This window comes from Streptomyces sp. NPDC003635, from assembly GCF_053587635.1.
The window spans coordinates 85,479-101,834 of the sequence record NZ_JBSFOK010000020.1; the positions used below are offsets into that span (position 1 = coordinate 85,479).

Genomic DNA, 16,356 nt, shown 5'->3' on the forward strand with positions numbered 1-16,356 from the left:
ACTCACTCCTCGGGGGCGCCCAGGGTGGCCGCGGGCCCCGTCGGCCCGGGCTCCACGAAGCTGTACGGCGGCAGCGGGCCGTTGAGCCGCACCTCCAGGTGCGGATGGCTCTGGCGCAGTTCCTCCACGGCGGCCAGGAAGACCTCGGCGGTGTCCCGGTCGACCAGGAAGGAGATGTTGGCGAGCCAGCCGCTGGACTCGGGGCCGTTGCTCACCGCCGACGCCTTGGCCTCGAGGATCCGCTGGACATCGGCGGCGTCCTCGGCCTCGCGGGCCTTCACCGCGGCCACCACCATCTCGCCGAGCTGCAGCTTCTGGTCGTAACTGCCGCCGCCAGCCTGCCGGTTGGCCTCCGTCAGGGAGCGGATCTCCGGGCTCTGCGACATCACCCGGTGCAGTACGGCCTCTTCGTCGTGGCTCGCCTTGACGTTGTACTCGACCTTGCCGTCCAGCGTGCGCAGCCGTTCCTGGTAGTGGTCGGCGCGCTCGGCGAGCACGCCGGTGACCGTGTCGTCGTCGGGGGCGACACTGCCGAACCGCATGGGCAGCACACAGCCCGCGGCACCGGTCTCGGCGAGGACGTTCTGGTGGGCGAGCAGGTCCCTGCGCTTGGGGCGCAGTCCCTCCGGGGCGTCACTGACGAGGGCGGCCAGCGGGCCCTCCTTCAGCACACGCACGGGGAGCGCCGGGTCGCCGACGCCGGTCATGTCCTCGGGCAGCGCGGGATGCGAGCTCGCGGTGATGCCGTACACGTACGTGCTCACTCCTGCTCCTCCTTCCGGCGCGAGGCGGTGGACTTGCGGGTACGCGGCCGCGACTCGGCCTCGCCCTCGCCCTCGCCACGGGCCTGCTTGAAGGCGCCGGAGATCGTCTCCGCGGCTCCGGACAGCGCGCCCTTGGACTTGCCGCGGGCGCCGGACTCGGTGATCTGGCCGACCACGTCGGGCAGGCCCGGGCTCTTGCGCGGACCGGCCTCCAGGTCGAGGCGGTTGCACGCCTCGGCGAAACGGAGATAGGTGTCGACGCTCGCGACGACGACCCTGACGTCGATCTTGAGGATCTCGATGCCGACGAGGGAGACACGCACGAACGCGTCGATGACGAGCCCTCGGTCGAGAACGAGCTCCAGGACGTCGTAGAGGCCGCTGGAGCCACCTCCGCCGCCGCTCTGTTGTGCCGGTACAACGGTCATGCCGAACGTTCCTCCTGTTCCGGGATCGGGGTGGGTGCGGGCCGCGGCCTAACGGCCGCCGGACCGACGCGGGTCGGAGCGCCCTCGTTCGTAGCGGCGGACCCGCCGGTAGCCGGTGAGCTGGCCGTCCGGGTCGAGATCGACCTCGTAGCTCGCGAGCAGGCTCATGGTGTCCGGCACGCGGGCCAGTTCCAGGACCTCGATCTCCAGCGTCCAGCCGTCCTCCGTCTGGTTGAAGGACGAGACCGACTCGGCGGTCATGCCGGTGAGCTCGGCCAGCTGGACGCGAGCCTGGCGCAGCACGTCCATGGGGGTCGGCCGGTCGGCCGCCCCACCCTTGTCGTTGTCGGATGTCTTGGGTGTGTTCTGTGAATTAGTCATGGCGCCTCGCTCGCCGAGTGGCCCGAGAGGCGTTGGTCAAACCCTCGGTTTTGCGTGCCCTCGCCACGGAGGGCGTCGAGTTTGCGTCGGGCGGGGCCGAGAGCGCGGCCCCGGCGGAACACGTCGGCCCAGGGGTTGGTGCGGGCCTGCTCCACGGCGTCGGCGACGGACCAGCGCCGGGCGTCCAGGCCGGGATCGTCCAGCGCGGTCCAGTCGACGGGGACGGCGACGGGGGCGCCGGGCAGGGCGCGGACGGTGAAGGGCACCACCGCGGTCTGCGCGTAGCCGTTGCGCTGGACGTCGAGGTAGAGACGGTCACCGCGGTCCTTCTTGCGGGCGGCGGTGGTGAGCTTGCCCGGGTGAGCCGCGGCGAGGTGCTCGGCGGCGTCGTGCGCGAACCGCCGTACCTCGTCGAAGTCGTGATGGCCGTTCAGCGGGACGATCACATGCAGTCCGCGCGAACCGGTCGTCATGAGGGCCGAGGGCAGGTTCAGTTCGTCCAGCAGCTCGCCCAGCAGCCAGGCCGCCTCCCGTACTTGCTCGAAGTCGTCGTCGGCCGGGTCGAGGTCGAACACCATCCGGTCGGGCCGGTCGAGGCGTCCGACGCGGGAGAGCCAGCGGTGCAGGGTGACGCAGGCCTGGTCGGCGAGGAGCACGAGGGTGGCGGTGTCCTCGCAGACGGTGTGGCGGACGGTGCCGTCCTCCTTGGGCACCTCGACGCGGGTGACCCAGTCGGGGAAGGTGTCGGGGGCGTTCTTCTGCATGAAGCGGGGTCCGTCGAGCCCGTCGGGGTGCCGCTCCAGCATCAGCGGGCGGCCGCGCAGGTGCGGCAGCATGAAGGGGGCGACGGACCGGTAGTAGTCGACCAGATCGCCCTTGGTGTACTCCTTCGAGCCGCCCTCGCCGGGGAAGAGCACCTTGTCCGGGCGCCGGACCTCGACCGTGCGCCGCCCGGCCCGCACCTTGCGGACGTCGTTGTCGCTCACGGCACGATCGCCTCGGCCACCAGCAACCGGCCGGCCGCCGCGATCGACTCGGCGTCGATGCCCGCGGCGTGCAACTGTTCGTCGGGAGACGCCGAGCCGGGCATCGTACGGACCGCGAGGCGAACCAGGCGCGGCACCGGGCGCCCGTCGACGAACGCGTCCATGACGGCGTCGCCGAGGCCGCCCTCCTCGTGGTGGTCCTCCACCGTGATCAGACAGCCGGTCTCCTCGGCGGCCCGGCGCAGGACGATCCGGTCGACGGGCTTGACCGAGTACAGGTCGATCACCCGGACCGGGATGCCCTCGCGGTCCAAGGCCTCCGCGGCGGCCAGCGCCTCGTGCACGGTGACGCCCGCGGCGACGAACGTCATCCGGTCCGCGGCGGAGGAGCGCAGCACCTTGCTGCCGCCGACCGGGAACTCCTCGTCGGGGCCGTAGATCACCGGGCTCGCGCCACGCGAGGTGCGCAGGTAGCGGATGCCGTCCAGGCCCGCCATGGTGGCGACGAGCCGGGCGGTCTGGTTGGCGTCGCACGGATACAGCACGGTCGAACCGTGCACCGCCCGCATCATCGCCAGGTCCTCCAGCCCCATCTGCGAGGGCCCGTCCTGGCCGATGGCGACACCCGCGTGCGAGCCGACGAGGTTGATCCCGGCACCGCTGACGGACGCCATGCGGATGAAGTCGTGGGCCCGCGTGAGGAAGGCCGCGAAGGTGGCGGCGTAGGGCACCCAGCCGCGGGAGGCCAGCCCGACAGCGGTGGCGACCATCTGCTGCTCGGCTATGTAGCACTCGAAGTACCGGTCGGGGTGTTCCTTGGCGAACAGCTCCGCGCGGGTGGAGTCGCCGACCTCGCCGTCCAGGGCGACCACATCGCCGCGGCCGGAGCCGAGCGCGGCGAGGGCCTGGCCGTAGGCGTCCCGGGTGGCGACCTTCTCGGTGTCGCTCATCTCGAACCTGGGCAGCTCGTAGTCGCCCGTGCGTACGGCGTGCAGGATGCGGGCGGCATGCGGTTCCCGCACCCGGACCCGGCCCTCGCGCCGCCCGCCGAGCTCGGCGACGGCCTGCTCGGCGTCCTTCAGCGGCTTGCCGTGCAGACCTTCGCGGTCCTGTACGGCCTCCACGCCCTTGCCCTTGAGGGTGCGGGCGAGAATCGCGGTGGGCTGCCCGGTGGTGGACCTGGCCTCGCCGTAGGCGCGGTCGATGGCGTCCACGTCATGTCCGTCGACCTCCACGGTGTGCCAGCCGAAGGCCTGGAAGCGGCGGGCGTAGGCGTCCAGGTCGTGGCCGTGCCGGGTCGGGCCGCGCTGGCCGAGCCGGTTGACGTCGACGATGGCGGTCAGGTTGTCCAGATGCTCGTACGCTGCGTGCTCGGCGGCCTCCCACACGGAGCCCTCGGCCAGCTCGCTGTCCCCGCACAGCACCCACACCCGGTAGTCGATGCGGTCGAGGCGCTTGCCCGCGAGCGCGATGCCGACGCCGACCGGCAGGCCCTGCCCGAGCGATCCGGTGGCCGTCTCCACCCAGGGGATCCGGCGGGGTGTGGGATGCCCTTCGAGCGCGCTGCCGAGCTTGCGGAAGGTGAGCAGTTCGGCGTCCTCGACGACCCCCGCCGCCTTGAACGCCGAGTACAGAAGGGGGGTCGCGTGTCCCTTGGACAGCACGAAGCGGTCGTTGCCGGGGTGGGCGGGGCGGTCGAAGTCGTAGCGGAAGTGGTGGGCGAGGAGGACGGCCATCAGGTCGGCGGCGGACATCGACGAGGTCGGATGGCCGGATCCCGCGGCGTCGGAGGCGCGCACGCTGTCGACCCGCAGTTGCTGCCCCATCTCGACGAGTTCATCGGTGTTCATGAGTCTCCTTCCGCGGGCCGGCCGTCGGGGCGTGTCCCGGACGGGATGTCCTCACGCCGCACGGGCCCCGGCGGCTCGGTGTGCGCACGACCGTGCCGGTCCTTCGCCGGTTCCCCGCCGGGCTGGTTCCTCGCCGGTTCCCCACCCGGCTGGTTCCTCGCCGGTTCCCCACCCGGCTGGTTCTTCGCCGGTTCCCCACCCGGCTGGTTCTTCGCCGGTTCCCAGCCCGGCTGGTTCCTCGCCGGCTCGCGCATCGGTTCCTCCGTGTGTTTCTCCGGTTGCCCCGGCGCCCGCACCAGCTCCGGCGAGGCCGTGTCCAACGGCACCGACCAGGACCGCACGAGGCCCAACTGAACGGCCTGGCGCGGGAGTACGGCGTCCAGGAGCCAGTCGGCGGCGACGCGGACCCGGTTGCCCGGCATCGCCGCGAGGTGGTAGCCGCGGGTGACCGCGCCGGCGGCGACGCCGGACAGGGGCAGACCGAGCGGGTTGGCTGCGGCCTTGACCCCGCCGAGGTCGACGGCGAAGCCCAGGTCGCGGTGGCGGTAGGCGCGGGGCTCCCCGATCCCGAGCGAGGCGGCCACGTTGCGGGCCGCGACCTTGCCCTGTCGCCAGGCGTGCTGCGCCGTCATCGGCGTGTACGCGCCGGGATTCTCCAGATCCGGTACGGCGGCCGCGTCCCCGCAGGCGAACAGCTCGGGGCGACCCGGTACCCGCAGGTGCGGGTCGACCAGCAGCCGGCCGCGTTCCATGGGCAGCTCCAGCGACTGCGCGAGCGGATCGGGCCGCACCCCGACGCACCAGACCAGGGTGCGGGTATCGATGAACTCGCCGTCGGTGAGCAGCACGCCGCCGTGCGTGGCCTCCTTCACCGAGGTGCCCATCCGTACGTCGACGCCCCGCTCGCGCAGCACCCTGTCGGCGGTGCGCGAGAGCCGCTCGTCCAGCTCGGGCAGGACCCGGTCGGCGATGTCCAGCAGCAGCCAGCGTGGCCGCATTCCCGTCCGCATCGGGTGCTTGCGCACCTGGGAGTCGGTGAAGAGCTGCCCCTGGGCCGCGACCTCCGTGCCGGTGTAACCGGCGCCGACCACGACGAACGTACAGCGGGCCGAGCAGCACTTGGGGTCGTCGGCGGTGGTGGCCAGCTCCACCTGGCGGGTCACGTGGTCCCGCAGGTACAGCGCCTCGGGCAGGCTGCGGAAACCGTGCGCGTGCTCGGCGACGCCCGGGATGGGCAGCAGCTTGTTGACGCTGCCGGCGGCCAGCACCAGCCGGTCGAACTCCAGGCTGCCGGGCTCGCCCTCGGGACCGCTGTAGTGCACGGTGTGCCCGTCGAGGTCGATCGCGTCCGCCTCGCCGAGCACCAGCCTTACGTGCGGCAGGGTGCCGGAGAGCGAGACGGTCACCCGGCGTGGCTCCAGGATCCCGGCGGCGACCTGGGGCAGCAGCGGCAGGTACAGGAAGTAGTCGGTCGGGTTAAGCAGGGTGATCCGGGCTCGGTGCCGGGTGAGCCGGGACAGGACGCGGGCCGTCCGGTACCCGGCGAATCCGGCGCCGACGATCACGATGCGGGGTCGGCTCACGATGTGGTCCTCCGGAGCTGTCGCGACTCTCGGGAGTCTTCCGCGTAACCCTGGTCAGGGCCGCCAAACGTCATGGCGCGCGGCCCGGTTTCCGGCCGCGCCCCCGGGTACCCGGGACGGCGACCCGTCCCCGCCGCCCGGCGCGGCAGTCCCGGAGGAGTCCCCCTATGCCCGAGTACGGCTACTTCCTGTCGTGCGAGGAGTTCCGGCCGGCCGATCTCGTCGAGCAGGCGAGGATGGCGGAGCAGGCTGGATTCCAGTCGCTGTGGATCTCGGACCACTACCACCCGTGGAACGACGCGCAGGGCGAGAGCCCGTTCGTGTGGTCGGTGATCGGCGCGCTCTCGGAGGCGGTGTCGCTGCCGGTCGAGACGGCCGTGACCTGCCCGACCGTACGGATCCACCCGGCGGTGATCGCCCAGGCGGCCGCGACCGCCGCCGTGATGACCGATGGCCGCTTCCGGCTCGGCGTCGGCACCGGCGAGGCTCTGAACGAGCACATCCTCGGCCATGTGTGGCCGCCCGCGCGGGTGCGTCTGGAGATGCTGGAGGAGGCGATCCAGGTGATGCGGCGGCTGTTCTCCGGCGAGGAGGTCAGCCACTACGGCACCCACTACCAGGTGGAGAACGCCCGCCTGTACACGGTCCCGGAGGAGCCCGTGCCGATCGACGTCTCCGGCTTCGGCCCGGCGGCGACGGCGCTGGCTGCCCGGGTGGGCGACGGCTACATCACGATGACGCCGGACGAGGACATGGTGGCCCAGTTCCGCAAGGGCGGCGGAGGCGCCAAGCTCGTCAGCGGCGGGACGAAGGTCTGCTACGGCACCGACCGTGACGAGGCCGTACGCACGGTCCGGCGGCTGTGGTCCAACCAGTTCCTGCCCGGCGAGATGGGCCAGATCCTGCCCTCGCCGAAGCACTTCGAGCAGCTGGAGCCGCTGGTCACCGAGCAGACGGTGAGCGAGAACGCGGTGTGCGGGGACGACGTCGACGAGCATGTGGCGGCACTGACCGCCTTCGCGGACGCGGGCTTCGACCGGGTCTACGTCAATCAGATCGGCCCCGACCAGCGCGGCTTCTTCGACTTCTACCGCACGAAGGTGCTGCCTCAGCTGAACCGGTGACGAAGGGCCCGCCCGAGGCGGACGGCACGCGGGCCTGGGACGCCACGACCGCGGTGAGCGCCGAAGTGACCGCGGCCCACACGGCCAGGAGGTGGCGGAGTTCCGGGTGGCCCGCCGCGGACCAGTCGGCGCCCTAGCGGCGGACCAGCCGGCGTGCCGCGAGCACGGCCGCACCCACCGCCAGGGCGCCCCCCACGCGGTTCCGGTTGCGGGACACCCAGTCCTGGGGGCTGCCCGCGTGCGACTCCTCGTCGAAGCGGCCGTGCGCCCCGAAGTCCCGGCCGTGGGGACCGTCGGCCGGGGTCCAGAGGTTGCCGGGGCCGGTCTGGCGGCCCTCGTCCTGCTGGGACTCGAAGCCGCTGCGGGCGAGATAGCGGTCGAGGAGGCCAGGGGCGACGGCGTTGGTGATCAGCGTCGCCGCGGTGGAGCCGCCCACCCAGTACTCCCGACGGCGCCCGTGCCCGGCGGCGTGCACGACCGCCCGTGCGGCCACCTCCGGCTGGTACACGGGGGCGACCGGCCGGGCCCGGCCCGGCAGCCGGTTCACCACCCAGTCGAACTGCGGGGTGTTGAGCGCGGGCAGCTGCACCATCGTCGTGCGCACCCCGCTCCCGTCGCGGAGCAGCTCGCAGCGCAGCGACTCGTTGAATCCCTGGATGGCGTGCTTGGCCCCGCAGTACGCGGACTGCAGGGGAATCCCCCGGTAGGCGAGGGCGGAGCCGACCTGCACGATCGTGCCCCGGTCGCGCGGCAGCATGTGACGCAGCGCAGCCCGGGTGCCGAACACATAGCCCAGATAAGTCACTTCGGTCACCCGCCGGAACTCGTCCGGAGTGATCTCGGTGAACGGGGCGTAGATCCCGGCGAAGGCGTTGTTGACCCATACGTCGATCCGCCCGAAGGCGTCGGCGACCTGCTGGGCCGCGTCCTCCACGGCCTTGGCGTCCGCCATGTCGACGTTCACGACGAGCGCCTCACCGCCCGCCCGCTGCACGTCGTCCGCCGCTGCGGAGAGACCCTCGCGCCCCCGGGCCAGCAGGGCGACCCGGTCGCCCCGCGCGGCGAAGGCCACCGCCGCGGCCCGGCCGACGCCGCCGCTGGCCCCGGTGACGACGACGGCCCTGTGCCGCCTCGGCGGGCTGAAGTCCCACGGCCGGGCCACGCCGCGTCACGCCCGGTGGTGCGGCTGCTCGGGGTCGATGCCGTCGGCACGCGGCGGGCTCTCCGGCTCGGCCGGGGCGCCGGGGGGCGTCGCGGGGGCGCCGGTCGGCATCGGCGGATACGGCAGACCCATGCCGCTCGGCGGGGCGGGCGGCGCGGTGCCGCCGACGACGCGCCCGGGCGGGGCCGGATCGGTGTGGGGCCGGTCGGCGTGCGGCTTCGCGGCGCCGCGCAGCAGGTAGGCCACGACGCCGAGGATCACCGCGGTGATCAGCGCGGCGGCCCAGCCGGGCAGGGCCAGCCCCAGCGCGAGGCCCAGGGCGAGCGCGACGGCCGCGCCCGCGTACAGGGCCACGGTGCCGGAGGCCGCGTACAGCATCGCCGTACGCCGCTGCCTCCGGGTCTGCTCGCGCAGCTCGTCGCGTATCGTCTCGCGCGCCACCTGCGCCAGCTCGTCGACCAGATGTTTGTCCAGATGCTCAAGGTGATCGAACCGCTCCATGGCCGCCGGGTACCCGCGCCCACCGCCGCGTAACGCGGGCCCTGTGGAGATCACGCGAAACGATCTCCGCGCCCGCGGCGCCCCAACTAGGCTCGTCCCCATGGAGATTCTGGGAGCCACGCTGCGCGTGTGCGTCGAGGACCTGGAGGCCGCGGTCCCCTTCTACGAGCGCCTGGCGGGCGGCCGGGCCCTGCGCTTCGAGCGGGGCGGGGTGCAGGTGGCCGCGGTCGGCTGCTTTCTGCTGATGAGCGGCCCGGAGGCGGAGCTGGAGGTGCTGCGCAAGGTCGCCGCGACGATCGCCGTGAAGGACGTCGAGGAGACCCGGGACGTGCTCGTCGAGCTGGGTGCCAGGGTGATCGCGGGCCCGCTGCCGACCCCGGCGGGCCGCAACCTGATCGCGATGCATCCGGACGGCGCGGTCTACGAGTACGTGGACCGGCAGTCCTAGACCGTGCCGGGGAGTCCGTCCCGCGGAACCGGACCGTTGGACGGGCCTACGGCCTCATCTCGGCGGTGAGCGCCCAGCGTTCGTGGTCGCGCCAGGCGCCGTCGATGAAGAGCATGCCCGGGGAGAAGCCCTCGTAGCGGAAGCCGCAGGCGGCGGCCAGGGCGATGGAGGCGGTGTTGCCGGGCTGCACGTTGATCTCCAGCCGGTGCAACCCCAGCGCCCCGAAGGCGTGCCCCACCACGAGGTCCAGCGCCTCCCGCATCAGGCCCCGCCCCGCGGCGTGCGCGAAGGCGCCGTAGCCGAGGGCGCCGCTCTGGAAGGCGCCCCGGACGATGTTGTTGATGTTGACGAACCCGGCGAGCGAGCCGCCGTCGCTCTTCTCGCACACCAGGAAGCCGGCCCTGGTCGGGTCCTCGATCAGGCGGCCCGCGTAGGCGGCGTAGTCGGAGGCGGTGTCGGGCGGGAAGAGCCAGGGGTGGTGCAGGTCCTTGCTCTCCCGGGCCCGCGCGGTGAACTCGGCGGCGTCGTCGTGACGGAAGGGCCGTATGCCCACGCGCGGGCCTTCGGCGAGGTACGGGGTCTGCGGCATCCGGCCAGCCTACGGCGGCCTACTTGCGCCGGCTCATGAAATACGCCCCGCACAGTGCCCCGATCAGGCCGGTGGCCAGCAGCGCGGTCCACAGCGGCATCGTGACCAGGGGGATGATCAGGCGGATCTCCGTCTCCTGGGTGTTCTCGAAGATGAAGATCAGGGCTAGGACGGCCAGCGTCAGCACGGCGATCCGCGCGGGCGTGAACGCCGGGTTCCGGCCGCCCTTCCCACCGACCTTGCCGCGGCCGCTCTCGGAGGTCTTCGGACTCATACCACCAGGGTGCGCCGGAAGCCCCACTCACGCACGGTGAGGGGCGAGGCGGGGGGGTCAGCCGCCGACGACCGGCAGCCGGAGCACCCCTGCGTCCCGGGGCGCGCTGACCACGGTGACCGTCTCGCCCCAGGCGCAGCGGACGCAAGGGGTCGGGAACGCCGGCCCTTCACCGTGACCCTTCCCGGGATCGTGCACCAGTACGAGCAGGGGCACCGGCTGCGGTTCGCGGCCGCGTGCCATGGTGTGACACGTGTCGTCGTGACGGGCGTTTCTTGACCGGAGTTCAGCGCAGCGCGGGCTCGTCCAGTGTCAAGGTGCCCGCGTCCGCGTCCAGTTCGGCCGTCAGGCCGAAGGGGATCGTCAGCGCGTCCGGGCAGTGCCCGAACCCGAACTCCTCCACCACCGGGACCCCGAGCCCGCCGAGCCGGTCGAGGAGCAGGGGGCGCACCAGGTCGTACGCGTCGCACTCGGCCCACGAGCCCAGCAGCACCCCGCGCACGCCGTCGAGCCAGCCCGCGCGCAGGAGTTGGGTGAGATACCGGTCGAGGCGGTACGTCTCCTCCCCCACGTCCTCCAGACAGAGCAGCCCGCCCCGCGCGGACGGCCGTGCCTCCGGGGTGCCCAGTTCGGCGGCGAGCAGGCACAGACAGCCGCCCAGGGTGACCCCGCGCGCCCGTCCCGGCACCATGGCCCGGCCGCCGGAGCCGATCTCTCGTACCGTCTCCGGGGCGAACAGGGTGGCCCGCAGATGCTCCTGGGCCCGCGGGCTCTTGACGAAGTCGATGCCCGCCGCCATCGGGCCGTGCAGGGTGGCAAGGCCGAGCCGGACGGCGAACGCCTCGTGCAGCACGGTGAGATCGCTGAAGCCCACGAACACCTTCGGCCCCGCGGCCCGCATGGCCTCCCAGTCGAGCAGGCCGACCAGCCGCTGGACGCCGTATCCGCCGCGGGCGCAGAACACGGCGGACACGGACGGGTCGCACCAGGCGTTCTGCAGGTCGGCGGCCCGGTCGGGGTCCGTCCCGGCGAGATAGCCGAACCCGGGGTGCCGGTCCAGCACATGGGGTGCCACGACCGGGTCGAGGTCCCAGCCGCGCAGCACGTCGAGCCCGGCCTGGAGCCGTTCCTCGGGCACGGGCCCGCTGGTCGCGACGACCGCGACCCGGGCGCCGGGAGCGAGGCGGGCGGGGCGGACGAGTTGCTTCACTTGGCGAGCTCCAGGGTGGGGATGCCGGGCGGGTCGATGCCGAACACCTGAGCGTAGAGGGACAGCTCGGACTCCAGGACCCGGACCATGGTCTCCGCGCGCCGGAAGCCGTGCCCCTCCCCCTCGAAGGCGATGTACGCGTGCGGCACCCGTCGCCCCGCCATCCGCTCCAGGAACCGCTCGCACTGCGCGGGCGGGCAGATCACGTCGTCCAGGCCCTGGAGCAGGAGGAACGGCGCCGTGATCCGTTCGGCGTGCTCGGTCGGTGACCGCTCCGCGTACCGGGCGGGCACCTCGGCGCGCGGCCCGACCAGGCTCTCCAGGTACTGGGACTCGAAGTCGTGGGTCTCCCCGTCGGCCCACGCGGCGAGATCGAGGATGGGGTAGATGATCGTGCCGCAGGCGTAGACGTCGGTGCCGGCCAGCGAGGCCGCCGCGGTCCACCCGCCCGCGCTGCCGCCGCGCACCGCGAGCCGGTCGCGGTCGGCGGTGCCCTCGTCGGCGAGGGCGAGCGCCACGGCAGCGCAGTCCTCGACGTCGACCAGGCCCCACTGCTCGCGCAGCCGCTCGCGGTACTCCCGGCCGTATCCGGTCGAACCGCCGTAGTTGACCTCGGCGACACCGATGCCGCGTGAGGTGAAGTAGGCGATCTCCAGGTCCAGGACGAGGGGCGCGCGCCCGGTCGGCCCGCCGTGCGCCCATACGACGTACGGCGCGGGCCGGCCGCCGGGGGCGACGCAGCCGGGGTTGTGCGGCGGGTAGACGTGCGCGTGGATCTCGCGTCCGGCGGGTCCGGTGAAGGTGCGGATCTGCGGCTCGGGGTAGTAGGCGGGGTCCACGGGGTCATCGTGCTCGGCGCCGATGACCCGGGCCCGGCCGGTCCGGGTGTCCAGCTCGACCACCTCGTGGGCGCTGCGCGGGCTGGCCCCGACCGCGACCACCCGCTCGCCGTGCGCCGCGAGGGTGGGCGCGAACTCGGTCCAGGGCCCGGCCGCGTCCACGACCTCGCCGGTCTCGGGGTCCAGTATCCCGAGCGCGCTGGCGCCCCGGCCGTGCACGACGGCGATCAGTCCGCTCTCCAGCGGGGCGAACCAGCGGTGGCCGAGCTTCCACAGCGGACCGCCGAACTCCTCCTCGCGCGGGCACAGGGGCACGCCGTCGCGGTACAGGTTCCACCAGCCGGTGCGGTCGCCGGCGTACAGCAGGGATCCGTCGGGCGCCCAGTCCACCTGGGCGATCGACTCCTCGGGCCCGCCCGCGACGGTCCGCGCCCCGGACAGCAGCCCCTCCTCCACGTCCGCGACGACCAGCTCGGTCCCGTCCCACGGCATCCGCGGATGGTCCCAGGCCAGCCAGGCGGCCCGCCGCCCGTCGGGCGAGAGCCGCGGCCCGGTGACGAACCGGTGGGCTTCGTCGGAGAGTTCCCGGACCGCGTCCCGGTCCGCCGCGGCCGACCCGTCCAGCGGTACGGCGGCCAGGACGCGCCGCACGTCGGTCGGCCCGTCCCCCGTGAACTCCTCCAACACGCACCACACTTCACCGCGGTCGAGGAGCAACTGCGGTTCGGCCCAGCGCAGTCCGCCGCCCACCGGGGAGACCGGGGTGAGCGGTCTCGGGTCGCCGCCGGGCGCGTACCGGTACAACCGCTGGTCGGCGAAGTCGACGAAGACCACGAGAGGTTCGCCGACCACCATGACCCCGGCCCAAGGGCGGCCGCCGTACTCGATGACCCGGCTGCGCACGTTCCACGGCGGCGGCAGCACCGACTCCTGGGAGCCGTCGGCGCGGCGGCGCACCAGGGTCCGGCGGCCGCCCTCGGTGGGGCGTGGCTCGGTCCACCACACCTCGTCCCCGACGAAGCCCACGTACTCGGGGTGCCCGTCGTGCGCGGCGGCGAGGGCCGCGTCGATGGGCGAGGGCCAGGAACCGTACGGCAGCGTCTGCACGTTCTCCCCCAACTCGCTCAGGCCGTCCGCAGGAAGCGGTCCAGGACACGGACGCCGAAGTGCAGCGCCTCGACGGGGACGCGTTCGTCGACGCCGTGGAAGAGCGCCTGGTAGTCGAAGCCCTCCGGCAGTTTCAGCGGCGCGAACCCGTACCCGGTGATGCCGAGGCGCGAGAACTGCTTGGCGTCGGTGCCGCCGGACATGCAGTACGGCACGACGTGCCCCTCGGGCGCGAACTCCTGGACGGCGGCGCGCATCCGGGCGAACGTCGGCGAGTCCACCGGCGCCTGGAGGGCCACCTCACGGTGGTGGAACTCCCATTCCACGTCAGGCCCGGTGAGCCGGTCCAGGGTGGTGCGGAACTCCTCCTCGCCGCCCGGCAGATACCGCCCGTCGACGTAGGCGGTGGCCTCACCGGGAACCACGTTGATCTTGTAACCGGCGTCCAACATGGTCGGGTTGGCGCTGTTGCGGACGGTGGCGTCCACCAGGGAGGCGGCCGGGCCGAGCTGCTTGAGCAGCCCGTCCACGTCGTCCAGGTCGGGCCTGACGCCGTAGAGGGCGGCGAGCTCGGTGAGCGCGGCCTGAACCGTCGGGGTGAGTCTGAGCGGCCACTCGTGCTCGCCGATCCGGGCGACGGCGGCGGCGAGCCGGGTGACCGCGTTGTCCCGGTTGACCTTGGAGCCGTGCCCGGCCCGTCCGCGCGCGGTGAGCTTCAGCCAGCCGGTGCCCCGCTCCCCGGCCGCGATCGGGTAGAGCTCCCGTCCGGAGCCGTCGTGGAAGGTGAACGCCCCCGACTCGCTGATCCCCTCGGTGCAGCCCTCGAACAGGCCGGGGTGCCGGTCGGCGAGGAACCCGGACCCGTCCTCGGCACTGGCCTCCTCGTCGGCGGTGAACGCGACGACGACGTCCCGCCGGGGCCGCACGCCCTGGCGGGCCCAGGAGCGGACGACGGCGAGGATCATCGCGTCCATGTTCTTCATGTCGACGGCACCGCGCCCCCACACGACGCCGTCGCGGATCTCCCCGGAGAAGGGGTGCACGCTCCAGTCCGGCGCCTCGGCGGGCACCACGTCCAGATGACCGTGCAGCAGCAGCGCGTCCGCGCCGGGATCGCTGCCCTCGATCCGCGCGACGACGTTGGTCCGGCCCTTGGTGCGCTCCAGCAGGGTGGGCTCCAGCCCCGCCTCGGCCAGCCGGGCGGCGGCGTACTCGGCGGCCGGCCGCTCCTGGCAGTCACCGCCTCCCCGGTTGGTGGTGTCGATGCGGATGAGCTCGGACGTGAACGTCACGACCTCGTCCAGTGCCTGCCGGTCAGCCATACTGCTCCTCCACAGCCGCCGAGACGATCGTGGTGACCGCCTTGAAGGTCCGGATCCCCTCGTACATGGTCCCGCTGGTGTACGCCACCTTCCGCTCCCCGATCCGCTCCACTCCGGGTACCACGGTCGCGGCCATCGACAGATGCTCGGCGTCGAACTCCACCGCCACCGTGAACGGTCCGCCCCGGACGGGCTCGTGGCGGACCGCCAGGGCGGCGCCTTCCTTGGCGGCGGCCCGGATGTCGGCGAAGGTCCGGTTCGGGGTGCGGCAGACGGCCGCGTACCGCGAGACGTGGTCCTTCACGGCCACCTTGGGCGCCTCGGGGGCGTAGCCGAGGGCGTCCTCGCAGGCCAGGTCGTCGCCGGTGACCAGCACCACGGGGACCCCGTACTCGGCGACGACATGGGCGTTGAGCAGCCCCTCGCTGGCCCGTACGTCGTTCACCCACACCCCGGTGATGGAGTTGGCGAGGTAGGTGTGGGCGAGGACGCCCTCCATGCCGGCGCCCGCGTGATAGCCGACGAAGGCGATGCCGTCGACGTCGCCGTGCTGCACCCCTTCCACCATGGACAGGGACTTGTGCCGTCCGGTGAGCATCTCGGCCCGCTCGTCGAGCCGTTCGAGGAGGAGGTTGCGCATGGTCCAGTGCGCCTCGTTGATCAGGACCTCGTCCGCGCCGCCGTCGAAGAAGCCGAGGACGGCGGCGTTGACGTCCGAGGTGAACATCGAGCGGCAGCGCTCCCACTGCGGGGTACCGGGCAGCACGTCGGCCGGCCAGGTCACCCCGGTGGCGCCCTCCATGTCGGCGCTGATGAGGATCTTCATGCCCTGTCACGTTACGCGCCGCGAGCGGGCCCGGCCAGGAAGCGCCGTGAGCTCGTGCGAAAGCGGTCCACCAGGATGCCGACGGAACGGGGCGCACGGGGGTCCGGCGCCCGGGAGCCGGGCGGTGCCCGGTCGCCCTGCCGTTCCTAGTCGCGGCCCACGACCAGCCACTTCGACGGCAGTTCGATCCGGGTGCCGTCGGGGAGGTACTCCGTGGTGGCGAGGGGGAGTTCGCCCGAGGCCAGCACCGAGAGGCCGGCCGTGCGTACGTACTCCAGGACCGCGTCGTCGGCGACCTCGCCGGGGGCGATGCCGTGCTGGAAGACGGGGGCCAGTTTGGGCGGCGGGCCCGAGGGGCTCTGGGCGAGGCCCATCAGGACCGGCTTGGCGGCCTCGGCCAGTTCCACGAGCAGGGCCCGCCCGTCGGTGCCGACGAGGGTGGCGATGCCGTCCACGAGGGACTGCCGGTCGTCGGGCTCCGCCTGGTGCAGGACGCCCCGCATGTAGACGTTGGCGTCGCCCAGCTCCGCGTGCAGCGTCTGCGCCTCGTCCTTCTCCCCCGCGTCCAGGACCCGGTAGGCGGCCAGGCCCGCGGGGTCGGCGTGGCGGGCGCGGTCGATCGCCGAGGCGGACAGGTCGACGCCGAGGACGTGCGGGAAGCGGTCGGCGAGGTAGCGGGTCTGGGTGCCGTTGCCACAGCCGAGGTCCACGAGCGGCAGCGTCGGCGCGGTCAGGTGCGGTTCGAACAGGGCCAGATGCGGGCCGACGGTCAGGGCCGGCTCGGCGTCCCAGAACACCGCCCCCTCCTCCTCGGGGGCCGCCCGCCAGAAGCCCTCCCAGGCCTCCCGGTACCGACTCGTCACGCTCATGCCCAACTCCCCAGGGTGCGACGGCAGCCCGCCGCGAAGTGACGGGCGAGTACGGTTTATCGCGCCCCGCGCTTCGCTTCAAGAACGCGGCGC

General features: G+C 73.1%; 18 protein-coding genes. 2 read left to right on the forward strand and 16 right to left on the reverse strand.

Annotation, left to right across the window (positions count from 1 at the left end):
• Window positions 1–2: 2 nt before the first annotated feature.
• From ACWDRW_RS20365 to ACWDRW_RS20390, 6 genes are read right to left on the reverse strand one after another with little or no spacing between them, the layout of a single operon-like run.
• Complete coding sequence (locus tag ACWDRW_RS20365; RefSeq protein ID WP_451725042.1) at window positions 3–764, reverse strand: GvpL/GvpF family gas vesicle protein; 762 nt, start codon at window positions 762–764, stop codon at window positions 3–5.
• Window positions 761–1,192 carry a gas vesicle structural protein GvpA gene (locus tag ACWDRW_RS20370; protein ID WP_451725044.1) on the reverse strand — a complete coding sequence of 144 codons (432 nt, stop codon included), beginning with the start codon at window positions 1,190–1,192 and terminating at the stop codon, window positions 761–763. The genes ACWDRW_RS20365 and ACWDRW_RS20370 overlap by 4 nt, the downstream gene beginning before the upstream one ends.
• 48 nt (window positions 1,193–1,240) lie before the next feature.
• On the reverse strand, window positions 1,241–1,573 hold the full coding sequence (locus ACWDRW_RS20375; RefSeq protein WP_451725045.1) for a gas vesicle protein GvpO: 333 nt from the start codon (window positions 1,571–1,573) through the stop codon (window positions 1,241–1,243).
• On the reverse strand, window positions 1,570–2,559 hold the full coding sequence (gene ligD, locus ACWDRW_RS20380; RefSeq protein ID WP_451725047.1) for a non-homologous end-joining DNA ligase: 990 nt from the start codon (window positions 2,557–2,559) through the stop codon (window positions 1,570–1,572). Before ligD ends, ACWDRW_RS20375 begins: the two co-directional genes overlap by 4 nt.
• Window positions 2,556–4,409, reverse strand: a complete 1,854-nt coding sequence (locus ACWDRW_RS20385; protein WP_451725049.1) for a transketolase — start codon at window positions 4,407–4,409, stop codon at window positions 2,556–2,558. Before ACWDRW_RS20385 ends, ligD begins: the two co-directional genes overlap by 4 nt.
• On the reverse strand, window positions 4,406–5,992 hold the full coding sequence (locus ACWDRW_RS20390; RefSeq protein WP_451725050.1) for an NAD(P)/FAD-dependent oxidoreductase: 1,587 nt from the start codon (window positions 5,990–5,992) through the stop codon (window positions 4,406–4,408). Before ACWDRW_RS20390 ends, ACWDRW_RS20385 begins: the two co-directional genes overlap by 4 nt.
• 167 nt (window positions 5,993–6,159) lie before the next feature.
• On the opposite strand from ACWDRW_RS20390, the gene ACWDRW_RS20395 reads away from it, so the two are divergent.
• Complete coding sequence (locus ACWDRW_RS20395) at window positions 6,160–7,116, forward strand: TIGR03557 family F420-dependent LLM class oxidoreductase (RefSeq protein ID WP_451725052.1); 957 nt, start codon at window positions 6,160–6,162, stop codon at window positions 7,114–7,116.
• A 133-nt stretch (window positions 7,117–7,249) separates the two neighbouring features.
• Here ACWDRW_RS20395 and ACWDRW_RS20400 read toward each other — a convergent pair whose 3' ends face one another.
• Both ACWDRW_RS20400 and ACWDRW_RS20405 read right to left on the reverse strand, forming a co-directional pair.
• Window positions 7,250–8,278: an SDR family oxidoreductase gene (locus ACWDRW_RS20400; RefSeq protein WP_451725055.1), complete on the reverse strand. Its 1,029-nt coding sequence runs from the start codon at window positions 8,276–8,278 to the stop codon at window positions 7,250–7,252.
• A 6-nt stretch (window positions 8,279–8,284) separates the two neighbouring features.
• The gene (locus tag ACWDRW_RS20405; RefSeq protein ID WP_451725057.1) at window positions 8,285–8,779 is read right to left on the reverse strand and encodes a phage holin family protein; all 495 of its coding nucleotides are present in this window, start codon (window positions 8,777–8,779) and stop codon (window positions 8,285–8,287) included.
• A gap of 100 nt (window positions 8,780–8,879) precedes the next feature.
• On the opposite strand from ACWDRW_RS20405, the gene ACWDRW_RS20410 reads away from it, so the two are divergent.
• Entirely contained in the window at window positions 8,880–9,227 is a 348-nt protein-coding gene (locus ACWDRW_RS20410; protein ID WP_451725060.1) for a VOC family protein, read from the forward strand.
• Window positions 9,228–9,273: 46 nt separating this feature from the next.
• Here ACWDRW_RS20410 and ACWDRW_RS20415 read toward each other — a convergent pair whose 3' ends face one another.
• The 8 genes from ACWDRW_RS20415 to ACWDRW_RS20450 all read right to left on the reverse strand — a co-directional run bounded on the left by ACWDRW_RS20415 (window position 9,274) and on the right by ACWDRW_RS20450 (window position 16,263).
• Window positions 9,274–9,816 carry a GNAT family N-acetyltransferase gene (locus ACWDRW_RS20415; protein WP_451725061.1) on the reverse strand — a complete coding sequence of 181 codons (543 nt, stop codon included), beginning with the start codon at window positions 9,814–9,816 and terminating at the stop codon, window positions 9,274–9,276.
• Between the two features lie 19 nt (window positions 9,817–9,835).
• Window positions 9,836–10,090 carry a DUF1049 domain-containing protein gene (locus tag ACWDRW_RS20420; RefSeq protein ID WP_451725063.1) on the reverse strand — a complete coding sequence of 85 codons (255 nt, stop codon included), beginning with the start codon at window positions 10,088–10,090 and terminating at the stop codon, window positions 9,836–9,838.
• Window positions 10,091–10,147: 57 nt separating this feature from the next.
• Window positions 10,148–10,333: a hypothetical protein gene (locus tag ACWDRW_RS20425; protein WP_451725064.1), complete on the reverse strand. Its 186-nt coding sequence runs from the start codon at window positions 10,331–10,333 to the stop codon at window positions 10,148–10,150.
• 43 nt (window positions 10,334–10,376) lie between these two features.
• Window positions 10,377–11,300 carry a S66 peptidase family protein gene (locus ACWDRW_RS20430; protein ID WP_451725065.1) on the reverse strand — a complete coding sequence of 308 codons (924 nt, stop codon included), beginning with the start codon at window positions 11,298–11,300 and terminating at the stop codon, window positions 10,377–10,379.
• On the reverse strand, window positions 11,297–13,246 hold the full coding sequence (locus tag ACWDRW_RS20435) for a dipeptidyl-peptidase 5 (protein WP_451725066.1): 1,950 nt from the start codon (window positions 13,244–13,246) through the stop codon (window positions 11,297–11,299). Before ACWDRW_RS20435 ends, ACWDRW_RS20430 begins: the two co-directional genes overlap by 4 nt.
• A 17-nt stretch (window positions 13,247–13,263) precedes the next feature.
• Entirely contained in the window at window positions 13,264–14,568 is a 1,305-nt protein-coding gene (locus tag ACWDRW_RS20440; RefSeq protein WP_451725069.1) for a M20/M25/M40 family metallo-hydrolase, read from the reverse strand.
• Window positions 14,561–15,394, reverse strand: a complete 834-nt coding sequence (locus tag ACWDRW_RS20445; protein WP_451725071.1) for a M55 family metallopeptidase — start codon at window positions 15,392–15,394, stop codon at window positions 14,561–14,563. The genes ACWDRW_RS20440 and ACWDRW_RS20445 overlap by 8 nt, the downstream gene beginning before the upstream one ends.
• A 146-nt stretch (window positions 15,395–15,540) precedes the next feature.
• The gene (locus ACWDRW_RS20450; RefSeq protein ID WP_451725073.1) at window positions 15,541–16,263 is read right to left on the reverse strand and encodes a class I SAM-dependent methyltransferase; all 723 of its coding nucleotides are present in this window, start codon (window positions 16,261–16,263) and stop codon (window positions 15,541–15,543) included.
• Window positions 16,264–16,356 lie beyond the last annotated feature (93 nt).